The 22,908-nt window shown below is 69.1% G+C and carries 21 protein-coding genes; 10 read left to right on the top strand and 11 right to left on the bottom strand.

Annotation, left to right across the window (positions count from 1 at the left end):
• Nucleotides 1–49: 49 nt before the first annotated feature.
• Together AB0946_RS32585 and AB0946_RS32580 are read right to left on the bottom strand one after the other, a co-directional pair.
• Nucleotides 50–940 (bottom strand): alpha/beta hydrolase, encoded by an 891-nt coding sequence (locus AB0946_RS32585; RefSeq protein ID WP_366764274.1) that lies wholly within the window; start codon nt 938–940, stop codon nt 50–52.
• A gap of 117 nt (nt 941–1,057) precedes the next feature.
• Entirely contained in the window at nt 1,058–1,879 is an 822-nt protein-coding gene (locus AB0946_RS32580; RefSeq protein ID WP_366764273.1) for an alpha/beta hydrolase, read from the bottom strand.
• Nucleotides 1,880–2,830: 951 nt separating this feature from the next.
• Between AB0946_RS32580 and AB0946_RS32575 the strand changes: the two genes are divergently transcribed.
• The 3 genes from AB0946_RS32575 (at nt 2,831) to AB0946_RS32565 (ending at nt 6,396) form a co-directional block, all read left to right on the top strand.
• Nucleotides 2,831–3,634 carry an SDR family NAD(P)-dependent oxidoreductase gene (locus AB0946_RS32575; protein WP_366764272.1) on the top strand — a complete coding sequence of 268 codons (804 nt, stop codon included), beginning with the start codon at nt 2,831–2,833 and terminating at the stop codon, nt 3,632–3,634.
• Nucleotides 3,635–4,300: 666 nt separating this feature from the next.
• On the top strand, nt 4,301–5,080 hold the full coding sequence (locus AB0946_RS32570; protein WP_366764271.1) for an IclR family transcriptional regulator: 780 nt from the start codon (nt 4,301–4,303) through the stop codon (nt 5,078–5,080).
• 833 nt (nt 5,081–5,913) lie between these two features.
• Complete coding sequence (locus AB0946_RS32565; protein WP_366764270.1) at nt 5,914–6,396, top strand: hypothetical protein; 483 nt, start codon at nt 5,914–5,916, stop codon at nt 6,394–6,396.
• Between the two features lie 194 nt (nt 6,397–6,590).
• Here AB0946_RS32565 and AB0946_RS32560 read toward each other — a convergent pair whose 3' ends face one another.
• The 3 genes from AB0946_RS32560 to AB0946_RS32550 form a co-directional block, all read right to left on the bottom strand.
• Nucleotides 6,591–7,376, bottom strand: coding sequence for an SDR family NAD(P)-dependent oxidoreductase (locus AB0946_RS32560; RefSeq protein ID WP_366764269.1), 786 nt, complete (start codon nt 7,374–7,376; stop codon nt 6,591–6,593).
• 75 nt (nt 7,377–7,451) lie between these two features.
• On the bottom strand, nt 7,452–8,840 hold the full coding sequence (locus AB0946_RS32555; RefSeq protein ID WP_366764268.1) for an MFS transporter: 1,389 nt from the start codon (nt 8,838–8,840) through the stop codon (nt 7,452–7,454).
• Nucleotides 8,841–8,994: 154 nt separating this feature from the next.
• Nucleotides 8,995–9,690, bottom strand: coding sequence for a type 1 glutamine amidotransferase domain-containing protein (locus tag AB0946_RS32550; RefSeq protein WP_366764267.1), 696 nt, complete (start codon nt 9,688–9,690; stop codon nt 8,995–8,997).
• A 123-nt stretch (nt 9,691–9,813) separates the two neighbouring features.
• Between AB0946_RS32550 and AB0946_RS32545 the strand changes: the two genes are divergently transcribed.
• Complete coding sequence (locus AB0946_RS32545; RefSeq protein WP_366764266.1) at nt 9,814–10,770, top strand: LysR family transcriptional regulator; 957 nt, start codon at nt 9,814–9,816, stop codon at nt 10,768–10,770.
• On the opposite strand, the gene AB0946_RS32540 is transcribed toward AB0946_RS32545, so the two are convergent.
• The 3 genes from AB0946_RS32540 to AB0946_RS32530 form a co-directional block, all read right to left on the bottom strand.
• A complete protein-coding gene (locus AB0946_RS32540) occupies nt 10,762–11,127 on the bottom strand; it encodes an IS3 family transposase (RefSeq protein WP_366764343.1) in 366 nt (121 codons plus the stop codon). The two genes, AB0946_RS32545 and AB0946_RS32540, sit on opposite strands and share 9 nt — an antisense overlap.
• A 132-nt stretch (nt 11,128–11,259) precedes the next feature.
• Entirely contained in the window at nt 11,260–12,465 is a 1,206-nt protein-coding gene (locus AB0946_RS32535) for a VanZ family protein (RefSeq protein ID WP_366764265.1), read from the bottom strand.
• A 302-nt stretch (nt 12,466–12,767) separates the two neighbouring features.
• Complete coding sequence (locus AB0946_RS32530) at nt 12,768–13,640, bottom strand: DUF3152 domain-containing protein (RefSeq protein WP_366764264.1); 873 nt, start codon at nt 13,638–13,640, stop codon at nt 12,768–12,770.
• 231 nt (nt 13,641–13,871) lie between these two features.
• On the opposite strand from AB0946_RS32530, the gene AB0946_RS32525 reads away from it, so the two are divergent.
• Nucleotides 13,872–14,561, top strand: coding sequence for a response regulator transcription factor (locus AB0946_RS32525; RefSeq protein ID WP_366764263.1), 690 nt, complete (start codon nt 13,872–13,874; stop codon nt 14,559–14,561).
• A 53-nt stretch (nt 14,562–14,614) separates the two neighbouring features.
• Nucleotides 14,615–16,153: an ATP-binding protein gene (locus AB0946_RS32520; protein WP_366764262.1), complete on the top strand. Its 1,539-nt coding sequence runs from the start codon at nt 14,615–14,617 to the stop codon at nt 16,151–16,153.
• 514 nt (nt 16,154–16,667) lie between these two features.
• Here AB0946_RS32520 and AB0946_RS32515 read toward each other — a convergent pair.
• The 3 genes from AB0946_RS32515 to AB0946_RS32505 all read right to left on the bottom strand — a co-directional run bounded on the left by AB0946_RS32515 (nt 16,668) and on the right by AB0946_RS32505 (nt 19,205).
• On the bottom strand, nt 16,668–17,186 hold the full coding sequence (locus tag AB0946_RS32515; protein WP_366764261.1) for an ATP-binding protein: 519 nt from the start codon (nt 17,184–17,186) through the stop codon (nt 16,668–16,670).
• Nucleotides 17,187–17,626: 440 nt separating this feature from the next.
• The gene (locus AB0946_RS32510) at nt 17,627–18,121 is read right to left on the bottom strand and encodes a hypothetical protein (protein ID WP_366764260.1); all 495 of its coding nucleotides are present in this window, start codon (nt 18,119–18,121) and stop codon (nt 17,627–17,629) included.
• Between the two features lie 82 nt (nt 18,122–18,203).
• Entirely contained in the window at nt 18,204–19,205 is a 1,002-nt protein-coding gene (locus tag AB0946_RS32505; RefSeq protein WP_366764259.1) for an AraC family transcriptional regulator ligand-binding domain-containing protein, read from the bottom strand.
• Nucleotides 19,206–19,400: 195 nt separating this feature from the next.
• On the opposite strand from AB0946_RS32505, the gene AB0946_RS32500 reads away from it, so the two are divergent.
• From AB0946_RS32500 to AB0946_RS32485, 4 genes are all read left to right on the top strand, one after another.
• Nucleotides 19,401–20,216, top strand: coding sequence for an SDR family oxidoreductase (locus AB0946_RS32500; protein WP_366764258.1), 816 nt, complete (start codon nt 19,401–19,403; stop codon nt 20,214–20,216).
• Between the two features lie 51 nt (nt 20,217–20,267).
• Nucleotides 20,268–21,101, top strand: coding sequence for an oxidoreductase (locus tag AB0946_RS32495; protein WP_366764257.1), 834 nt, complete (start codon nt 20,268–20,270; stop codon nt 21,099–21,101).
• A 135-nt stretch (nt 21,102–21,236) separates the two neighbouring features.
• Entirely contained in the window at nt 21,237–21,911 is a 675-nt protein-coding gene (locus AB0946_RS32490; protein WP_366764256.1) for an NAD-dependent epimerase/dehydratase family protein, read from the top strand.
• 205 nt (nt 21,912–22,116) lie between these two features.
• On the top strand, nt 22,117–22,491 hold the full coding sequence (locus tag AB0946_RS32485; RefSeq protein ID WP_366764255.1) for an HNH endonuclease family protein: 375 nt from the start codon (nt 22,117–22,119) through the stop codon (nt 22,489–22,491).
• Nucleotides 22,492–22,908: the final 417 nt, after the last annotated feature.

Raw genomic sequence — 22,908 nt, 5'->3', positions numbered from 1 at the left:
GAGCGCGGGGGCGTCCCGGGGGCCCGGCGACCGCGTGAGTGCCGTCCTCTCAACGGATGGTGTCGGTGGCCTGTTCGATGAGCTTGCTGACGGTTGCGGGGTTGGTCACCTGTGCGGCGTGGGGGGTGTCGGCCTCGACGGTGTGGGCGTGGGCGCGAGCGGCCATGAAGCGCTCGGTGGCCGGTGGGATGAGGTGGTCTTCCCTGGAGACGAGGTACCAGGAGGGGATCGTCTTCCAGGCCGGGTCACCGGACGCCTCGCCGAGGGCCTGCGCGTTGACCGGGTTCTGCTCGGCGGCGAGTTCGGCAGAGTCCTTGCTGCTGAGGCGGTTGCTCAGGAACAGGTCGCGGTACTGGTCGGCCTTGGCGTAGAGGTCGACTCCGCCGGTGCCGTCCGCGAGGGTGAAAGGAACGGGGTCGAGGGCGGTCGGCAGGGCATCGGGATTGGGGTCGGTGGTGATATGGGTGCCGGGGAACTTGGCGGTCAGCTCCTTGACGGTCTCGCCCTTGTCGGGGGCGAAGGCGGAGATGTAGACGAGGGCCTTGACGTTGGGGTTGCCGGTAGCGGCGTTGGTGATGACGGACCCGCCGTAGGACTGGCCGACCAGGACGATGGGGCCCCTTATGGTCTTGAGGTAGGAGGCCAGGTAGGCCGAGTCGCCGGGCAGGCTGCGCAGGCCGGTGGGCGGGGCGGCGACGGGGTAACCGGCGCTCTGCAGTCGCTTGATCACGCCATGCCAGCTCGCGGGACCGGACCAGGCTCCGTTGACGAGGATGACAGTCGGTTTCGGGGCCGAGTTGCCGAAGTACGACGGCGCGGCCGACGCGAGGGTGGTCGCACCGACCGCGAGTGCGACGCCGGTGGCGCCCAGTACGGTGAGGCGGAAGGTACGGTGCTTGGGACGCTTGTGCATGGCTGTCTCCAGGATTGGCTGTGTCATGACTGTGCGGGACCTCGGTTCGCGCGAAGGGTGCGGGCTGGATGTGAAAGGGCCGGACCGGTCGGCGTGTGCCGCGCAGGGCCCGCTCATGGCGGGCGCGTGGCCGGCCACCCGCCGTCACACCCGGGCGGGAGTGTGTTCCTCAGACCAGTTCAGGGCGTAGTCGGCGACCTCCTCCCAGCCCTTCTGGCCGATGATGAAGTGCGAACGCCCGGGGAATTCCCGATAGTCCGTGATGGCGGGCGACTTGCGGTAAAGGTGCCAATTGGCCTTGTTCACCTTGGGCGGGACGATACGGTCGGCTCCTCCCGCGATGAACAGGAGCGGGGCCCGCCGGCCGTTGCGGAAGTTGATACGTGTGGCGGCCTTCGGATTGAAATTGGCGAACGCCCCCTGAAAAAGGACCCGGGCAGAACCCGGAACGGCATATCGCTGGTAATGGGCGGCCGACTCGCTCTCGCTCAAGGTGTTGGTGACGGCGAAGTGGAACTGCTCCGCCGTCAGCGGGACCGCCTTGTTCCTGTTGGCGGGATTGCCCAGGACAGGCCAGGCAGACCTCAGCGTGGACAGGGGCAGGGAGAGGACGCCCTTGACCGCTGCCGAGTCGATGGCGACTCCTGCGCTGCCCAGCCCCCTGTCGAGCAGGATCTGCACGACCGCGCCCCCGTAGGAGTGGCCCATGATGATCGGCGGCCGGTCCAGACCGCGAATGATCGTCTCGTAGTGCTCGACCACCTCTTCCAGGCCGACCCCCGCGATTCCGACGGGGTCGCGCTGGATCTCCTCCACTTCACGGTCGAGGCCGGGCCATGCAGGTGTGAGCACCCGGTAGCCCCGGGCCTCGTAGTGGTGCTTCCATCCCTCCCAACTGCGGGGGTTCACCCACAGCCCGTGGATCAGCACGATCGTGCCGCCCTGGCCGCCGCCGGTGTCGTCCATCAGATCTCCCATCTGCGTCAACGTTGTGCACGCGGTGGAGGCGTGCCCGATCGGGCGAGATCAACGGCGAGATGGACGGGACGAGAAGCCGCATCGTGTGCCGTGTCCTCGAAGGGGAGCGGTCCGCAGCCGACAACCGCTGCTCGACGCAGGGGAAGCCGGACCGGCACTCTCCGTGGGCCGCCCTGACACGCATCGAGTGCGGCGTGTCCAGCGGCGAGCACCAGGCTTCCCCGGCCCCGCCCGACGTGCATCTGTCAATCGGCCACCGCGTCGCCCCGTCCTGGACAGCCGTTCGTCCAGCCCTCACCGTCGTGCGAGTTACCGGGGCACAAGCGCGCTGCGGACTTCCCGCTCCCCCCTCACGTAGGGGCGTCCGGACCTATCGTCCATGACGGTCCCGTTCGGACGGCGGTCCACGGGCGCGCGGACCGCCGGGTGCACCGCTCCCGGCCGCAGTGGCCCTGTTTCCAGCAGGTGAGGCTGTATGACCGTGTGAGCACTGAGGCCATCGGAACCAATCGCCTCGACATCGCCCCGCTCCGGCGACCGGATCGTCGGGGCGCGGGGTTCGCACGGGTCAGCCGCGGACGCCGAGACGCAGTCTCCTGCACAGTCATTTGACCGAGGCGACTTGGTCCAAGCCGGACCGATATTGGGGACGTGGTCAGGTGCACCTTGCATCTATCGGGCGGGACCCCAGCCCGGGATACCCGTGCCGAGCGAACAGCCCGGCAGGGGCAGCACATTCCGTCCGCCGCACAAGGCATGTTGGGCCAGGTCTCGTATGAAAATCACTGCGGATACCCAGAAGGTGGACCCCGCGACGGCGACGGACACAGGAGGACACGCGATCTCCCGAGCCGCGCCGCAGCCTGACGGGCACCCGCGGCCCGAGCTTCGCCACGCCGGCGCTCCGCTGCGCGGACGCACCGGACAGGGAGGAGCCTGATGTCCAAGGTCGCCCTTGTCACCGCCGCTTCCACCGGGCTCGGTGCCGCAACAGCACTGGCGTTGGCCTGCGCAGGTCACATGGCGTACGCCGGGATCGGGCCCTCCTCCGGCCTCTCAGCCGCCCGTCTTGGTGAGTTGGAGAAGCAGATGTTGCTGGAAGGCATCCGGTTGCGGCCCCTGGCGCTTGATGTGGCCGACCAGCGCTCGGTTTCCGCCGCGATCAGGGAGATCACCGTGGAGGCCGGCCGTATCGACGTGGTCGTCCATGGCATGGGCCCGGTGCCCCGGGGGCCCGTCGAATCCTTCACTCCCTACCAGCTGGCGCAGATCTATGACGCGCACGTTCTCTCCACCCAGCGGGTGAACCGAGCTGTGTTGCCACAGATGCGCGAGCGCCGGGACGGACTGCTCGTGTGGGTGCTGCCTGCCGTGAACCGTGCGGACACGACTCCCTACCTCGCTTTGCACTCCGAGACCGTCACGCTGATCGACCACCTGGCGGCGAGCTACGCACGAGAACTGGCAGGATTCGGGATCGAGGTCTGCACCGTCGTTTCGCATGCGCGCACGACGGAAGCCGACCGGCATGCGGGGCTGGTCCATCCAGCCGACGCCGAGACGATCTCGGCGTACGACGGCCAGTACCCCGGCCTGGCCGACAGAGTGAATGCGGTCCTCGCGCAACAGGCCGCAACTGGGGACATCGACCGCACAGCCGGAGCCATCGCGGTTGCGGTGGACAGCCCGAAGGGCAGCCGTCCGTCCCGGATCATCGCCGCTCCCGTCTCCGACCGACCCTGACCCGTACGCGGGTCATGGCTTCAGCCGCAGGGAGGCGTCCGGCGCAGAGCAGCCGGTAACCGGACCCACGGACACGTGGCAAGGGCGGAGTCCCGCCCGGTGAGGAGAGCGGTCGGCGTGAGCGCCGCCGGAGGCGGAGCGGCACTGCTCGCCCTTCGCCTCCGGGTTCACCGAGGCCACCTCGGCGCTGAGCCGGGAGGAATCGCCCGTGGAAACCCACCCGCAGGTGAACGGGCGGGGCGCTGGCCCGCACACCGGCGCCGCGAGATGACGGTTCCGCCTCGCGACCGCCTCCACCGCCCTGGCGCTCGGCGGCGGCCCGACCCACCTTGGCGAACCCTCGGCTCCCAGCCCAAGCCCACTGGTCGAACGGACCAGGTGAGGCTGCCGCGACGACTGGGACCCGGTCAGCGGGCGTCGCCGGCCCGACACAGTGGATCACGGCTCTCGCCGGGAAGTCGACCAGAGGGCGGGCCGCGACCGTGCAGAGTCCGTCTGCGACCACATGTTCATATAGTCGACATTTTGTTTAGCCTCCTGGTGTGATTCCGTCGGCGGCCGGAAGATGTCGGTGATCGGAACGGGACCCTCGTGATGGCGTAATGAAAAATGTGCCATTCGGCGACCATTCGAAAGGGGGCGGAGAAGATGTCCGATGATCGCGGTATGTCGGTCACTGACAAGATCCTGGCACTGCTTGGAGCCTTCTCCCAGGAGGAGCGCGCGCTGACGCTCACCGAGTTGTCGCAGCGCACGGGCCTGTCACTGCCCACGGTCCATCGTCGTGCCGCCGAACTCGTCGCCTGGGGAGCCCTTGAGCGTGGCCGTGACCGACGCTACACAGTGGGTCTGCGGTTGTGGGAGGTGGCTGCCCTTGCGCCTCGTGGGCATGGTATTCGGGATGTGGCGCTGCCGTTCCTTCAGGGCCTGTACGACGTGACGAAGCAGCAGCACATCCACCTTTCCGTTCGAGATCACATGGACGTCGTCATCCTCGAGCGTCTCAGCGCGCCCAACGCCCCGCAGGCCGTCAGCCGTGCGGGCGGCCGGTTCGGTACTTTCGCCACGGGCGCCGGGCTGGTATTGCTTGCACACGCCCCCAGCGAGGTGCGGGAGGAATACCTGAGCAAGCCGCTGGTTCCCTACACCGAGGAAACCGTGACGGACCCTGGCCGACTCCGTTCCATGCTGGCCGCCGTTCGCAGGAACGGCTACTCCAACAGCGACAGGATGATGGCTACGGACGTCCACTGTGTGGGGGCCCCGATATACGGGCCGGACGGCACCGTAGAGGCCGCAGTGTCGATCTGCTTCCGAGCCGGCACCCAATCCGTCCATGCGCTTGCGCCATCTGTTCGAACAGCGGCCCGAAGAATAACCCAGGCCCTCAGGGCGGAACCCGAAAAGGCGACCACCAGGCCGGATGCCAAGCGTCTCGTGCAGTGATCATCAGCGATCGGAGGATCACCGGCCTGTCGGCTGACGTGATCGCTGAACTCTTTGCTGAGGTAGAACCGTTGTGGCACGAGCGACACCAGGCCAAACTCTCGTCCAGGCCGCGGAAGCGGGCTGTGGGCGCGGGTGCATGCACCAGCTGGTGCTCGTCGACCGGCGCTCCTGGCGACGCTCGTGCATCTGCGCCATGCCGTCACTCATGCGTGCTGGCCTGCTGGTGGGTGGGGACCGCTCCACCATCACCCGTGCCATCGGCGAGGTGCGGCGCCTGCTCGCCGAGGGCGGCTGCACCATCAGTCCCAGTGTGCGCTTGCGGACTCCCGCGGAGGCCATCGGCCAGCTCGGCACCGACAGCAAGACCGGGATCGTCGACGGCACCGAAATCCGGGCCCGGCGGCCGGCCGCAAGGACCGCGACAAGTTCACTCCGGCAAGAGCACAAGAAGAAACGCCTTCAAGACCATGGTCGTCACGGTCGAGAACGGCCGCGTGCTGTTCTGCAGCCCGACCAGGCCGGGCAGCTGTGCAGACATCACCCACGCCCGTCAGTTAAAACGCCGTTTCTTATGGCTCCGGTGAGGGCTGGGCGGCCTGGGGAAAGCCCAACTGGTCCAGCAGCACGCTGAAGAGGTACTCCGCAAGGTGTCCCGCGAGCGCAGTAGCTCTTCGATCCCGGACTGTTGCGCTGTGGCTGGGATGCCAGCCGCTGCAGCCCAAACGAGGGCGCCTTCAGCGCCGGCTGGAACGTCCACCTCGAGTGCCGTGACGGGCGGACAGGTCCGCCTAGCATCCGTGCCACCTGGCGGCATCAACTCAGAGGACGTCATGCTGACCACCGTGCTCGACACCGCTCACCTGCCGGCCCCCGACCGGGCGGCGGCCTGGGTGGCGGCCACTGGGCATGCTCTGATCACCACCCGCACCACCTTCCTCGAACCGGAGCGGCTCAAAGCCCGGATCCAGGCCATGGCCCTCGGGCCGGCCCAGCTGTCGGTTATGGCCTACACGCCGCTCGCGTCCCAGCGCACCGCGCGGCTCATCCAAGGGTCCGATCCGGAGACGTACCAGCTGGCGCTGACCCTCAGCGGACAGCAGAGCATCGAACAGGCCCGGACGTACTCGTCACTCGGTCCCGGTGACTTGCTCCTGTACGACAGTTCGTGGCCGTTCACCGCCACCGTGGGCCCGATCCTCGGGTGCGACCGGCGCCCGTCCGGCAGCCAACGGCAACTGACCCCACCGGCCGCGGTGGCGCCGCGCTCTCCGCCCTGCAGTTCGCACGGACCACCGCTCGGGCCCCAGACCTGAGCGCGATCTGATGGCCTGTCGGCCCGTAGGGGACCAGCGTCACGGCTTCACGGCCCAGCACGTCATCGCGGATGCCGACGGTGACGCCCGGTATCTCCAGGGCCTGTCGGTTTCCGTGAGACCGTACCCGCGTTCCGAAAGCGGCCGGTGCCTTCCATGCTGCCGTCTTCGTCAGCCGGTCCGATCCCCGCCCGTCAGAGCAGCGGGTCGGTGATGGCGGCCAGCCGGCGCCGGTATTCGGCGTCGTAGGCCTCGGCTGCCGCCCGGGCTTCCTGACGGCCGTCGAAGTACCGCCCGGTCACTCCGGCCAGCTCGGGAGCGTCGACCAGGCGCCGGGTAGCGGCCACCCCCTGCTCGAGTGATTCGACGAAGTCCATGCCGGAGTTCTCGGACATGGTGGTCGGCATGAACGCCGCGGGGTGCAGGCTGTTGACGGTGACGCCGCTCCCGGAGAGTTCCTGGGCGAGGTCCAGGCTGTGGCAGATCAGCGCCAGCTTGGAACGGCAGTAGGCAGCGACGTCCGTGTATTCGCGGGTGAGTTGGAGATCGTCGAGGTCCACCGGCTGCTGACCCATGGAGGCGACATTGACGATGCGCGAGGGTGCGGCGCGGCGCAGCAGCGGCAGGAGTGCCCGGGAGAGTGCCACCGGGGCCAGGTAGTTGACGGCCAGGCGCAGTTCGTGGCCGTCCTTGGAGGTCAGCCGTTCGGTGCCCTCGACGTGGAAGCCGACGCCGGCGTTGTTGACGAGCACGTCCAGCCGGTCGTGCGCGGCGGCGACCTCGGAGGCGAGGCGCCGGACTTCGTTGAGCGACGAGAAGTCCGCCTGGTAGGCCACGCCACCGGTGGTCTCCGCGACGCGGGCGAGCCGGGCCTTGTTGCGGCCGTGCAGCAGCAGCGTGTGCCGGCCGTCGGCGGCCAAGTCTTCCGCCAGGGCACGGCCGAGCCCGTCGGAGGCGCCAGTGATCAGGATCGTTGCCATGTGGTTCACCTTTCGGGCGCGGGCGGCAGCGTGTGCCGCCCGCCCATGAGGGGGATGGGGGTGGGGGTAGGGGGCCTAGCGGGCCGGGCAGGTGCCCGGCTTGCTCGTGGCTTTGGGAGCGGCCGGGTGTCGGGGGGCGCCGGGGGGTGCGGCCATGCCGAAGCGTGCGAAGAGAGCGATCAGGGCGAACGCGGCGCTGGCGGCGGCGAAGCACGTCGTGAAGCGGGACTCGGCGGGCGGATGGCCCTGACCTGCCGTTGCGACGAGTGTGGCCACAAGGGCGCTGGCCACCGCGCTGCCCACCGAGCGGGCCACGGAATTGACACCGTTGGCGACTGCGGTCTGCTCCGGCGGCACCGCGGCGAGCAGGACGGCCGGCAACGCGGCGAAGCCGAACGCGATCGCGACGCCGACGAGCATGCCGGAGCCGAGGACCGCCGCACTGCTGCTGTGCCAGGCCGCGAGCAACGCGAACCCGACGACACCCGTGACCGCGCCCATGGCGAGGGTTCGTCGCGGCCCGGTGCGACGCACCAGGGTGCCGGCCAGTTGCGCGGCCACCAAGGAGACCAGCGAGGACGGCAGCAGATACTGCAGGGAGGCGCCGAGGGCGGAGGCACCGAAGCCGTAGCCGGCGGACGGCGGGACCTGCACCAGTGCCGACACGAGGATGAACTGCGAGAACATCGCGAAACCCAGCAGCAGTCCCGCGAGGTTGGCGAAGAACACCGGCCTGCGGACGAGGACGCGCATGTCGACCAGGGGATCCGGCACGGAGTGTTCCACCCGTACCCAGATGGTTGCGGCTGCACCGCTTGCGGCCAGGCACCCCAGCGTCCAGCCGGAGGTCCAGCCCCACACAGTGCCCCGCGATATCGGGAGCAGCAGCAGGACGAGCGTGAGGGTCAGTCCCGCGGCACCTCGCCAGTCCGTGTGTCCGCCGCTCGTCGCAGTGGAGGCGGGAACGTATACCGCGATCGCCACCAGGCTCAGCACGGAAACGGCCGTCGCGAGCCAGAAAACGCGGTGGTAGTCGGGTGCGTCCCCGCGGGTGAGCAGGCCCGCGCCCACCAGTGCCAGGCCGGTTCCGAATGCGAGGGTGCCGCTGACCGTGCCCATGGCCGCGGGGAGGCGTCGGGCGGGCAGTTGCTCGCGCAGCACCGCTTGCGCGAGCGGGAAGACGGCCGTTGACGCCCCCTGCAGGACCCGTCCCGCGATCAGCAGGGGCAGGCTGTCGGTGAGGGCGGCCAGCACGGATCCAGCGACGGTGACGGCCAGCACGCCGAGCAGGACGGGCCGCCTGCCGTACTGGTCACCCATCCTGCCGAGCAGCGGTGTGCAGACGGCGGCGGACAGCAGGGTGGCGGTGGTCAGCCAGCTGACGTCGGCGGCGGAGGCGTGCAGGTCCCGTTGGATGATGCCGAGGATCGGTACCAGCAGCGTCTGCATCATCGATACGACCATGGCGCCCAGCCCCAGGGCCGGGACGAGCCCCCGGCCGCCGCGCGGGCGCCGGGGGGCCGGGGAGTGACCGGGCCCGGGGCCAAGCCCATGATCTTGGAGCGGCGTTGTCATGAAGAGGCGTTTCTGTGTGTCGGGGTGTGCCCGGGCCGGCGGTTCAGCCGATGGTCTTGAGCAGAGCCTCGGCCAGCGGTGCGGAGGAGGCGGGGTTCTGCCCGGTGTGCAGGCTGCGGTCGACGACCACGTGCGGCGCCCAGGGCTCGGCCGCGGAATAGTCGGCGCCCAGGGCCACCACGCGGTCCTGCAGCAGCCAGGGCAGCCCGTCGGCGAGACCGGTCTGCTGCTCCTCGGCCGCGCTGAAACCGGTGAGCCGGTAGCCGGCGAACGGCCAGGTGCCGTCTTCCTCTCCGGTGGCGAGCAGTGCCGCGACACCGTGGCACACCAGGCCGAGGGGCGTGCCCGCGTCCAGCGTGGTGCGCAGCAGCCGGGCGGAGTCGGCGTTCTGCGCAAGGTCCTGCATCGGGCCGTGTCCGCCCACGTAGAAGACCGCGGCGTAACGGGAGGGATCGATGCCGGCCAGGTCGAGCGGTCGGCGAAGTGCGGCGGCGGCGTCCAGCGCGACCGCGACCGCGGCGGCACCCTCTGGGCCGCCGTTGACCTCGGGCCGGAGGCTGGCCGGGTCGACGGTGGGTGCGGCGCCGCCCGGCGTGGCGACGGACACCTGGTACCCGGCCTCGGTGAAGGCGCGGTAAGGCGCCAGGAACTCCTCGGCCCAGTAGCCGGTGGGGTGCTCGGTGCCGTCGGCCATCGTCAGACGATCGGCGCCGGTGATCACCATGAGGATCTCAGACATGTCGCATGTGCCTTCTCGACGTCCCGGAGTGACCGGGCGGGGAACGGGCCGCCGGTGGACCGGCGGCGGAACGTCAACGACACTAGGTCGCAAATCCATCAGCAAACCAATAGGGAAGCCGATATGCCCCGACAGAAGTCCGATGGCTCCGAGACTGGGCCCGGCCCCCGCCCGACCGGCAAAGGGTCCCTGGACCTGGGTCTGTTGCGGACCTTCTTGGCTGTGCACCGGGCCGGCTCACTGACGACCGCAGCCCGGGAGCTGGGCATCTCCCAGCCCACCGTGAGCGCGCAGGTACAGGCGCTGGAGGCGCAACTGGGCCGCCAGCTCTTCGAGCGCCTGCCCAGAGGTGTGGCCCCGACCACGGTGGCCGATGCGCTGGCCGGAGAGATCGCCGCCCCGCTCGACGCGCTGGCCGCTGTCGCAGACCGGGGACGGCCTGGCGTGCAGGCGTTTTCCGAACCGGTGCATCTGGCCGGTCCCGCCGAGATGCTCGCGGTACGGGCACTGCCCGCCCTTGCCCCGCTGACGGTGGGCGGCGTCCAGCTCCGTGTCACCACCGGCCTGGCCGACGAACTCCTCGACGGCCTCCAGGCCGGGCGTTTCGACCTGGTCCTATCCGCCGTACGCCCCCGGGGCCGCGCCCTGGCCGCGGTCCCGCTCATGGACGAGGAGTTCGTCCTCGTCGCGGCACCGGCCTGGGCCAGCCGGATCGGACCGCTCACCTGCGACGACCCGGGGCCGCTCCGGGACGTCCCGCTCGTCGCGTACGCCGAGGACCTGCCACTGCTGCGCCGGTACTGGCGCCACGTCTTCCGGGCACGCCTGTCCGCGCGCCCCGCCGTCGTCGTCCCGGACCTGCGCGGGGTGCGGTCTTCTGTCGCCGCCGGTTCGGGCGTGACGGTCCTGCCGCGCTACCTGTGCGAGGACGACCTCGCCTCGGGGGCGCTCGTCACACTGCTGTCCCCCGAGGACCCGCCCATCAACACCGGCTTCCTGGTCCAGCGGACAGGCGCCCTGCCCCGCCCAGCCGTCACCGCCGTACGGGAATGCCTCCTGCGCGCCGCGCAGTCATGGTGACGGCAGCCGGTTTCCACTCCCGCCATCGCAATCCTGACGACCCGCCCACTCGTCGCCCCAAGGCGCCGTCTCCCACCAAGAACAGGCTCTGCGTGCGGTAGTGCAGATTCGCTCTCGGTGAGGCCGAACACCCAGACAAGATCGGGTTCCTCCGCGGCGACGTCCCGGCGCACGAAGTCCGGGGCGGCTGCCCGTCTGCCCGGACTCGTCAGCGCGGCGTCCGCGGATCTTACGTCCGGCAGGCCCGAGCTCGGCCATGACCTTCACGACCGTGTTCACCGATACCCGCCAGCCTGTGCGCACCAGCTCGATGAACACCTTCGGCGAGCCGTAGGTGCTGCCCGAGCCGTGGAAGATCTCCTCGATCTCCTAGGGGGTCCGCCTCAGCTACTTCACCCACAAGGCCACGAATCGCTTGCGCTCATCACGCCCTACCTTTCTTCTCGGGTCTGAGCCGGTCTGGCATCTCCAGCGCCCCACTCCGGGCCGTCACGGGCAACCTTCGGTTGCCTCATCCGGACCGCTGTCGACGCGTGCTGCGAGGCGGACGCCAAGCAGGCGTCCGGCGGTGCTGACTGTCACCTTCAGTGACTTGACGACCGCACTCCGGCCGTCGCCGTAGGGGTAGGTGACGTTCCACGCCCCGCCGGGACCGTTGTCGGCACGCTTCGCCACCGCCCGCTCGGCGTCGACGGTGGGGTAGTGCACCGCTAGGTACCGGCTGGCGGCCTCCTCGGCGGCGGCCGCGTGGCGCACAGCCCCGGCGGAGCCCGGGATGGGGTAGCCGGCCGGCACGCCCCGGACCTTGGTAGCGGCCGACACATCGATCTGGAACCGGTTCTGGTCGGGCCAGTCCATGGAGGCCATACCGCTCGGTTGCAGTCCGGCCCAGACCGTTTCGTTCAAGCCCTCAACACCGCACGGCGTGTTGTCCAGGACGCTACCGACCTTGAAGTCGTCACCCAGCGCCTCGCGGACCGCCTGCCTGAGCGCCTCACGCTGTTCCTCGGACGCCTGCCTGCTCGGCTCGGCATGGTCGACGACGCGCACGTCGACGGCGATCGTCATCAGGCAGGCGACGGCCGTGAAAGCCGCCGTCGTAGCGACCGTGAACCAGCGGCGGCGCGTGGGCCAGGGGGACCGCCGCGATCCAGTGAGGCGAGGGAAGAGGACCCCGGCGCCCACGCCCGCGGCGGCGCCCGCGACATTGGTGATCAAATCGTTGGTGTCGCAGTATCTGCCGATTACGGGAAGGACGGCCTGGACGGCCTCGATCCCGCAGGCCACGAGGACGGACAGCAGCAGCGGAGGTACCGGGCGCTGGGCCGCGCGCATGCCGAAGAAGCCGATCGGCACGAACAGTGCGACGTTCATCCAGCCCTGGGCCGTCCCGAACGACTCCCACACGTCCTTGCTGACCGTGCACCTTACCGCCCCTGTACCGACGGGTCTGAACCAGAGCGTCAGGAACAAGGTGGCCGTCGTCGACGCCGCCCAGGCCGCGTAGACCCAGGGCCGGTCGGAGCGGCCACGGAGGACGTGCGCGGTGACCCCCAGCACCGCGGCGGAGACGAGGGTAACGAGGAGGACGTACAGCAGATGCCCACCAAATACGAGAGCGAACACTACGAGCCCTTTCATGGAGCGTGAGGGGATGGGCCGACAGCGCACGGGATCCGGCGCCTCGGAGATCACCGTGTCGCCCTCAGGTCATAGCCGTTGGCTCGGCCCATGACCGAGCTGTAACGGCCGGTTCACCACGTGCGGACACATGTCGGCCCGCCTTTTCAGCGCATGTGTAGCCGCCGCAGGACGTTCGAGGCTCCGAACGTGCACTACCGACCCGATGGTGGCCGTCTGCTCCGCTGGCGGGGCTGCGCCGCCGGCGAGCGACGACAACCAGGGTGGCGAGCTCGGACCTGTTCGTGGCGGCTGGGGGGAGCCGCTTCAGAGCAGCGCACGGACTGCCCACCAAGGGTCTGCTCGTCGGGGTTGGCTCACTGCACGTGTGGCCCGGCTACGAGGTGACCACTCGAGTCATAGGGCCAGGCGTTCGCGATGCATCCGTGCAGACCCTTGATCTGCTGCATCATCACGGGGGCCAGTTGTCCGGGGCCCGCGCAGGTCATGTGCGTGTATCCGAGGAAGTGCCCCATCTCGTGGTTGATGATCAGTGCCCGGTAGTCGTGGATCGAACCGTCGAACGTGGGCGAGCCCTTGACCCAGCGCTTGAGGTTCACCACCACCCCGTTGGGAATCTCGCAGTTGTATTCGCCTTGGGTGTCCTGGTGGATGCCCTCCCAGCACAGGGTGTCTGCCGTCCCCGGCGTCGCGATCTTCACTTCGAGGTCGGAGGGCTCGCCCGCGCCCACCAACAGGAATGAGTTGACACCGTTATGGGTCCAGCCGCGGGGGGCGGCAAGTATGTCGGCGATCTCGTTCGCCGCTTGGCTCGGCGAGATGTCGAGCCCGGTTTCGACCTTCACCGTGTAGCGGAGCGGATGTGAACCATGACCCGCCTTGGCGCCACTGCCATCGGCTGTGACGAAGGTGCCGGTGCCCCTCGTAGGGACGTGCATCTTGGTGGGGGGCGACGTCGGAGTCGGGGTGGACGTGGGGGTGGTGTGCACCGTGCCCGGCAGGCGCGGCGCAGCGCTCGACGCGTCGTTCCGTCTGCCGTCCAGGAGGTGCGCCGTGAAACCGAGCAGGACAGCGGTCACCAGCGTGCCGACCAGGTAGCGATGGATGCGGCGGTGCGGGGACCGGTGGCGGCCACCGGGATGAGATGACCGGCGCGGAATGCCTTCGCGGCGGGAAGCCACGGTGCCGTCGATACGTTGCGCGGATTCCCGTTCTCGTACGTAGTGCATGGCAGTTCAAATTGGGCACCTCGGATGATCGCCCTACGTTCGGATGAGCACGAACGAGTAACGACTACTGCCGCCGCTCATGAGCGGGTCTGTTCGACGGGGTCGCTCGTTCGACGGCACGCCGACCAACGGCCGGCCGTGCACTCACTCCTTTGTGATCCTTTTGTAACAGCCGTCGATAGGGCTTCGTTCCAGGACGGTCATCCAACGCGAACTGCGTACACTGGCGCGGTGTCGCGAGTGCTTATCATCGAAGATGACCCAGATGTCCGTGATGCTGTCCAGCTGGGCCTGCGGCATCAGGGCCATGAGATTCTGGCCGCCGAAACAGGCGAACAGGGGTTGGAACATCTTCGCCGCTTTCGTCCGGACGTCGTCGTGCTGGACCTCATGCTGCCCGGCATGTCCGGGCTCGACGTATGCCAGCGGATAAGGGATCGCAACCAAGTGCCGATCATCATGGTGACCGCCAAAGGGGACGACATCGACGTGGTCGTCGGGCTGGAGGCCGGTGCGGACGACTACGTGGTCAAGCCTGTGCAGGCCCGGGTGCTCGACGCGCGAATACGGGCGGTACTGCGCCGGCAGGATGCACCGGTCTCCGGCTCCATCCGTCCCAGGGCCGAGTCGCACGGCGAGTTGGTCATTGACCGGGCGGGACTCCTGGTGACTCATCGTGGTGAACCCGTCGCACTCGCCCCCTCCGAGCTGCGGCTGCTGCTGACTCTATCGGCCTCGCCCGGCCAGGTGTTCAGCCGCCAGCAACTGCTCGAAGCGGTGTGGGAGCACAGCTATCACGGTGATATACGGCTCGTGGACGCGTGCGTGACGCGATTGCGCGGCAAACTCGGTGAGCTGGGCGGGGCCCCTCGATACGTTCAGACCGTACGCGGCTTCGGTTACCGCTTCGGCTCCCCGTGAGCGGCAGGAGATCCCTTCGGGTACGCAAGGCTGTACGCGAAGGCGAGGCCGTCATGGCCGGACAGAGCCCCAGGCCGGTGCGATTCCTCAGAGCAGTTCTCGCGCGAGCTCCGCTGCCGCTGCGCGGCCTGCGTCCCCGCCTGGTAGTGACTTTCGCGCTGGTGGCTGTGGTCAGCGCTCTGAGCACCGGAGCGCTTGCCTTCCGAGAGGCGCGCACGGGCGTGCTGCAGCAGAGCCAGGACCTCGTCATCCGACAGTTCCGGACCAGCGTCGACAGCGCAGCCCTCTCCCTTCCCCTCGCCCCAGGCCAGCCGCAATTGCAGGCGGCGGTGGACCAGGTCCTCCGCGCCAACCAGGGGCAGGGGCCGCAGGTGATGGCCACGTACGGCAGCCTCCGCGCCTTCGCACCCAGCGACGCCTTCGACAAGCTGAGCCCGGCTCTGCGCCGGTCCGTACGAACCCGTCGCGCTGCGGTCTTCCAACGGGTGAACGCCGATGGGCATCCCTATCTCGTCGTCGGCATGCCGGTCACCTACGCCTCAGACGCGGTTTCGGAGTCCGAGCTCTCGGGGCTGGTGATGTACCTGGTAGTGCCGCAGAACACCGAAGAGGCTTACGTCCAGGCTATGGTCAGCGGTATTGAGCACGCCACCCTGGTGGCACTGTGCCTCGCCGTCCTCCTGGCGCTGCTGGCGGCGAGCGGAGTACTGCGTCCGGTGCGGGAATTGCGACGGGCGACACGTCGCATGGCCGACGGACAATTCGACGTCCGGCTGACGGTCAATGGGTCGGACGAACTCGCCGACCTCTCGCAAGCCTTCAACGACACGGCAGCGGCGCTGGAACGGTCGGTCACGGAGTTGCGCCGCCTGGAGGCCCAGGCGCGCCGCTTCGCCGCGGATGTGTCCCACGAACTGCGGACGCCGCTAGCGGCGATGTCAGCGGTCACCGACGTACTGGACGATACCGTCCCGCACTTGGACCGGGAGACCGGCGATGCCGTGCGGCTCATCAGCGAGGGAACCAGCCGGCTGAGCGGGCTGGTGGAGGATCTGATGGAAATTTCACGCTTCGACGCGGGCACAGTCGAACTCAACCTCGACGAGATCGACCTGACCGAGTCTGTACATCGCACCCTCGCCTCCCGCGGCTGGCAGGGTCAGGTGGAGACCCACTTGCCACAACCGGGCATGCTCCGGACACGCGTGGATCCCCGACGACTCGACGTCGTCGTAGCGAACCTGGTCGGCAACGCCCTGCGACACGGGGAGCCACCAGTACGGCTGACCATGGACGTGAGGGAGGAGCGAGCAGACACGACGTGGGCCGTCATCGAGGTGACCGACCACGGACCTGGAATCGCTGAAGAAGCATTGCCGCACATCTTCGAGCGCTTCTACAAGGCCAGCACCACACGGACCAGAAGCGAGAGCAGCGGACTGGGCCTGGCCATCACGGCAGAGAACGTGCACCTGCACGGAGGACGCATCCGTGCCGCGAATCTGCCCGAGGGCGGCGCGGCGTTCACCGTCGAACTCCCGCTGCACCGCGACTCCGCATCCGCCGCCGACGCCGCCGCGGGTGCCTGGTGAAGGGCTCGCCCATACCGGGGCTGCTCGTCGGGTTCACGTCTGCTCTCACCTTGGCGGCGTGCGGAGTCCCCCCGTCCGACGTCATCCAGGCCGGGGAGCCGGCGAGCGGCATGCACTCTCTCAGGAAGCCCTCGGTGCCAACCGTCATTCCCCTGTACTTCCTGCACAACGGTGAGCTGACGCCTTATCCACGCAAGATCGGTGCTCCCGCGGACCTCAGAGGCGTCATTCGTTTGTTGTTCCGCGGCCCGAGTGCGGACGAAGCCGTGACGGCTACCACGGAGTTGCCACGCTTGACAGATACACCGGCCGTGTCGGTCGGCGGCCACAATAATATCTTTGTTCACCTGCCTGAAGTGGTTACTCCCCTCAGCCGTCTGGCCATGCAGCAATTGACGTGCACGGCGGCTCACGCGACTCCGGTGTCTGCCGCAGCGCGCGCGGATGAGAATCGCGACGACGTTCCCACGGCCCCACCCAGTAACAACCGACGCTTCACCACACATACAGACGTTCATGTACTCGGGGACGGATGGACGACGACGCAGTCAGACGACTCATGTCCCGGCCATCTCCAGCCATGAGGAGCCTGACGAGCTCGTGAACGGTAAGTGGCGAGACGGTCGATCATCGCGGCGGCGACGGTGTCGTCGCCGAAGACCTCGCCCCAGCGTCCGAAGGGCTTGTCGCTCGTCACGATCACCGAGGCGCGTTCGTAGCGGCCCGAGATGAACTGGAAGAACAGGTTCGCGGCCTCGAGCTCGAAGGGGATATAGCCGACCTCGTCGACCACGATGAGCGGGATCCGGCCCCGCCGAGTCAACTCGTCGCTCCGGCGCCCGGCTTGGTGCGCTTCGGTGAGGCGGGTGACCCACTGGGCGGGGATGGCGAAGGCGACCCGGTGGCCGGCCCGGATGCCCAGGCCGGTGGCGAGGTGGGTCTTGCCGGTGCCAGGTGGCCCCGGGAAGATGACGTCCTCCTCGCCGACGACGAAGTCCAGCGTCCCGAGATGGGCGATGACCTCGCGCTTCACGGACCGCTGGTGGTCGAACGAAGTCGAAGTCCTCCAGCGACTGGTTTGACGTAGGGCTGGCAAGTTGGTGTCGGGGTAGATGCAGACGAATCCGCGCGGGCACCCGATCTGGTCCCTGGCCACGGCGGCGGCGCCGGCAGTGGTGGTGGCGTGGGCGGGTGTGAGGCCGGTCAGTGATGCGGCCAGGACGGCCGGGACGGCGGCGGCGAGCAGCGCGGTCCTGCCGGTGCGGGGCCGTGGTGTGGGCAGAAGTCTCCTGGCATCGGCCTGTCCTGGCGGAACGGTTCGCCATTGCGCTTGCCGCCGATGTTCATTCAGACGAGCGAGTCGGCGTGACCGGCTTCCGACGGTGCCGTCGTCCGGGCCGCTCTGCCCGACTCATCGTCTTCTCCTTGCCGCAGCGCCTTCCGGCCGCTGATCAGATCGCGGTCCAGGTGTGCTCATCTAGGGGGTACCTGATATGGGAGCCCGCCGCCCGCGTGGCTCGTGCCGGGTGCGGTGTGCCGGCACCGATGGCGCGCACCGCGATGGACAGCATGGTGCGGTGGTGCGTGCGCCACGCGGTAGTGGTGTGCACACCGCCACCGCGCGGCGCGCCCTACAGGACAGTGAGGCGCATCGGGCTGCGCGCCGCCCGATACGGGGTGCGCATCGAGGGCCTGGCCCACACCGACGGCCTCCAGCTGACGCAGGGTGTCGGCGACGTCCTCGCGGTCGTCGGTGAGGAACTGCTGCGCGAAGTCGATGACGGCGAGGGCGATGCTCTCCGCCGCGTCCGGCCCGGCCTGCGCCCAGATCCGCAGCGAGGTCACGAAGACGCGCCCCAGGGCCTCCAGGGCGAAGGTGTCCGCGCACGGCTCGCCTGCGACCGGGCCGGGCAGCGCGGTGACCGGGACGACGATCCGCGTCGCGGCGTCGACGACCAGCTCGAGCATCCGCGGTTCGGCGCCGGCGAGTGCGCGGGCGGCGTCCGGCTCGTCCGGCGTGCGACCGGCTTTCTGTGCCTCGTCGCAGCGATCAGGCCGGGGCGAGGTGGTCGGCGTTGCGTGCGGCTTCGGGCGTCAGTCCGGTCCAGCGGCGGAAGGCCCGGTAGAAGGAGTTGGTGTCGTCGTAGGCGAGGAGGTAGGCGACTTGGGATGTGGGGAGGGAGGGGTCGGCGAGATAGCGGCGGGCGAGCTTTTCCCTGGTGTCGCTGAGGACGGCCTGGTAGCTGGTGCCCTCCGCCTGGAGTTGTCGCTGGAGTGTGCGGGGGCTGAGCATGAGCTGGGCGGCGATGGCATTGATGGAGCTCTCGCCGGCGGGCAGCTGCTCGTGGAGTGCGGCACGCACCCGGTCGGCCGTGGTGGCGGACGCTTCGAGTTCGGACAGGCGGCGGCGTAGTTCTGGTGCGAAGAAGTTCCACATGGACTCGTCCTCAGTGAGGAACGGCAGCGAGGCGTCCTCGGCGGAGAAGGTGACGGCGTCGGCCTCGCCCGCGCGGATCTGTGTGCCGAAGTACGAGGTGGTCTCGGCCGAGGGCATAGGCGCGCGGCGCATGGTGACGCGGGTCGGGTTTACCTCGCGGCGTGTGCCGATGCGTGCCAGTGCCACCCAGAACGCGAGCTCGGTCTCGACCAGAAGCGGGGGCGGCGTCGGGCCGTCGGGCCAGTGGACTGTGATCGTCAGCCCGGTGTGGTCGACGGTGACGTCGAGGTTCACGGGGCCGATGAGCGGCTTGAACGCGGCGATACGATCGGCCGCGGTGCGCAGGTCCGCGCTGCACAGCGCCGCGAAGATCGGCGGGTTGAACACCTCGACGGACAGCGCACGCCCGATCCGCACCGCCAGGTCGGGATCCGCGGCCTCGGCATCCAGCGCTTCCCAGAACCGGTAGTACTCCTCGGGCGTCATCGTGACCTGGCCGTGCGCGACGAGGCCGGCCGGGAGCTGGGCCCGTCGCAGCACGCGGGCGAGGGAGACGCCGAGGTCGTGCAGGAGGGCGCGGGCCCCCGGGTCCAGGGTGAACTGCTTCGATGCCATGCCTCGAGGGTAGTTCCGCGCACGCGGCCAGGGCATGCCGAATGCGCCACTGCACCAGCAGAAGACGCCACCGTTGAGTGGCGCGAACGGCAAGAAGGTGGGCGTCTTTGGCTAGTTCCGTGACGTGATTCTCCGCCTAGCGTGGAAGCCACGAGCCACCAGAGCGGTGGACGCGCCGAAGGAACGGAGACGACAGTGACCAGGACCATTCTCATCACCGGCAGCTCGAGCGGCATCGGCCGGGCGAGTGCGAAGTACTTCCACGAGCAGGGCTGGAACGTGATCGCCACGATGCGCAGCCCCGAGAAGGAGAGCGAGCTCACCGCGCTGGAGAACGTGCTTGTCACCCGGCTCGACGTGCAGGACTCCGCCTCGATCACCTCGGCCGTCGACGCCGGCCTGGAGCGCTTCGGCCGGATCGACGTGCTGCTCAACAACGCGGGATACGGCGCCTACGGTCTGCTGGAGGCGATTTCGATGGAGAAGGCCCGCCGGCAGTTCGACGTGAACGTCATGGGCCTGCTGGAGACGACCAAGGCCGTCCTGCCGCACCTGCGTGCGAACGGCAGCGGCACCGTCATCAACATCTCCTCCATCGGCGGCAAGGTCACCTTCCCGCTCGGCACCCTGTACCACGGCACCAAGTTCGCCGTCGAAGGGCTGAGCGAGGCCCTGCACTACGAACTCGCCGCGATCGGTGTGAACGTCAAGATCGTCGAGCCGGGCATCGTCGCCACCGACTTCGCCGGCCGCTCGTTCGACTTCACCAATGACGAGTCCCTCGCCGAATACCAGAAGCTGGTCGGAGCGGTCCTCGCAGGGCAGGCGCAGTTGGGCGCCGGTGGTGACAAGCCCGAAGTCGTCGCCGAGACCGTCTACAGGGCGGCCACCGACGGCACCGAGCAGCTGCGCTACCCCGCGGGCCCGTACGCGGTCGAGCTGATCGCTCAGCGTGCCGCCACCGGTGACGCCACCTTTCTCGGCGGCATCAAGAACCAGTTCGGCATCTGACCGCCGCCCGCGGTACCAGCGATCCACAGCGCACCCACTGATGAGGACCCCATGACCACCGCCAAGACCGCCCTCGTGACCGGCGCCTCCTCCGGCATCGGCGAAGCGACCGCCCTCAAACTGATCAGCCTCGGATACACCGTTTACGGAGCGGCCCGCCGCACCGAACGCCTGCAGATGCTCGCCGAACGCGGCGTCCGCCCGCTGGCGATGGACGTCACCGACGACGACTCCATGCGCAGCGGAGTCGAACGGATCGTCTCCGAGACCGGCCGCATTGACGTCCTGGTCAACAACGCCGGATACGGCTCGTACGGCGCCCTGGAGGATGTTCCGCAGGAGGAGGCCCGCCGCCAGTTCGACGTCAACGTCTTCGGTGCCGTCCGCCTGACCCAGATCGTCCTGCCGCACATGCGGGCCCGGCGCAGCGGGACGGTCGTCAACGTCACCTCCATGGGCGGGAAGATCTACACCCCGCTCGGCGGCTGGTACCACGGCACCAAGTTCGCCCTCGAAGCCCTCAGCGACTGCCTGCGGATGGAGGTCAAACCCTTCGGCATCGACGTCGTCGTCATCGAGCCTGGCGGCATCCGCACCGAGTGGGCCGGCATCGCCGCCGACCATCTGGAGAAGTCCTCCGCCGGCGGTGCCTACTCCGGCCAGGCCGAGGCCGTCGCCGCCTCCATGCGTTCCGAGGCCATGGTCAAGCGCATGTCGCCGCCCACCGTCATCGCCGACGCCGTCGGCAAGGCCGTCACGGCCCGCCGGCCCAGGACCCGCTACGCGACCGGCTTCGGCGCACGCCCCCTCCTCGCCCTGCGGCGCGTCCTGCCCGATCGCGCCTTCGACGCGATGATGGCCCGGTCCGTGGGCATTTCCCGCTGATCCCCCGGGGAGAGGCCGCCAGGGGCCCCGCGTCGCGGGTCGCAGGCGGCCTGGACCGCGGCGGCGCGTACGCCGCACCCGGTCACTCTTTCCACGAAACGTACCCTCGGCACACCTTCACCATCGGGAGAACTCGTGCGTGTCATCGTCTTCGGAGCGTCCGGCATGATCGGGCACGGCGCCCTGTACGCGTCCCTGCGGGATGAGGCGGTCACCGAGGTCGTCGCCGTCGTCCGAACCCCGCTGGACGTGGCCCACCCCAAGCTGCGGCAGATCGCCCACGCCGACTTCACCGACTTCACATCGATCCAGGACGAGCTCACCGGCCTGGACGCCTGCTTCTACTGTCTGGGCGTCTCCGCCGTGGGCCGCTCCGAGGCCGAGTACACCCGCGTCACGTATGACTACGTGCTGGCCGCAACTCGTGTCCTGATCACCGCGAGCCCGGACCTGACCTTCGTGTACGTCTCCGGCGAGGGAACCGACCCCACCGGCAGAAGCCGGCAGATGTGGGCCCGCGTCAAGGGCCGCACGGAACACGCCCTCCAGGCACTGCCCATGACGGCGTACATGTTCCGCCTCGGCTTCGTCCAGCCGGTCGACGGCGCCGTCTCCCGCACCCCGCTCTACCGCAGGATCTACCGAGTCACCGCGGCCCTCCACCCACTTCTGGGACGCCTCTTTCCCCGGTACGTCACCACCACGGACGCCGTCGGCCGTGCCATGCTCGCCGTGGCCCGACCGGGCAGCAACGCTCCCGCCGTCCTGCGCAACTCCGACATCAACCATCTGGCCGCCTCAAGGAGGTGAAGGAGATGACGGTGTCACTCGGCCGGCCTGACGCCCTTGCCCGGCTGCCGGTCCAAAGCGAGGACCGCACCGGGTATGAGCGGACGAAGTTCAAGCACTGGATTGACGCCGACAAGGACGGCTGCCATACCCGCGCCGAGGTGCTGAAGGCCGAGGCGGTCGTCGCCCCGGAGCAGGGGGCGAGCTGTCGGCTGAGCGGGGGAGCGTGGTTCTCGCCGTACGACGACCGCTTCATCCAGGGGCCGGGCGGTGTGGACATCGACCACCTGGTCCCGCTCGTCAGGCCTGGGACTCCGGCGCCTCCGACCGGAGCGCGAAGGAGCGTGAGGCGTACGCCAACGACCTCGGTGACGACCGCGCGCTGATCGCGGTGTCGGCGGCCTCGAACCGGTCCAAGGCCGACCAGGACCCGTCCACGTGGCTGCCGCCGGCCGTCGGTTACCGCTGCCAGTACGTCACCGACTGGGTTGCCGACAAGACCCGTTGGGGCCTGAGCATCGACACCGGCGAGAAGGCCGCGCTCACCGAGGTCCTCGACAACTGTCCGAACCTGCCCGTCACCGTGACACGGGCCCGCTGACGACCTGGCCGCGGAGAGGCCGCGGAGGCTGCGCCAGGCCACGAAGGACGAGCCGAGCGCGGCTCAGGGATCGCCATGGCCGTCACCCAGGTTGTCGAGGCGCGGCGCGAGCCGGTGGGCCAACGCATCACCGCCCGCCTCGCCCTGGCCGACGACCCTGGTGGCGCCCTCACCGGACACACCCACCCCTGTAGAGATGCCTCGGGCCACCGGCTGCCGCTGCCGGTAGGTCATCGACTGGGTCGCGCTGGGCCCTGACCATCGACGCCACCGAACGCGACGCCCTGGCGGACCAGGTCGGCCAGTGCTCCAATACGCCCATCACCGAGCAGTGCAAGCCGCACGCCGGGCGGGCCGGCGTCCCGCGTGGTGCGTTCCACCACGGTGGCCGCCCACCATGAGGAGAGTGCTCCTGCA

The sequence above is a fragment of the Streptomyces sp. NPDC046870 genome, assembly GCF_040704595.1.
Classification (GTDB): Bacteria; Actinomycetota; Actinomycetes; order Streptomycetales; family Streptomycetaceae; genus Streptomyces; species Streptomyces argyrophylli.
Note: the sequence above shows the minus strand (reverse complement) of the source record. Positions and strands in the feature narration are given on the sequence as shown.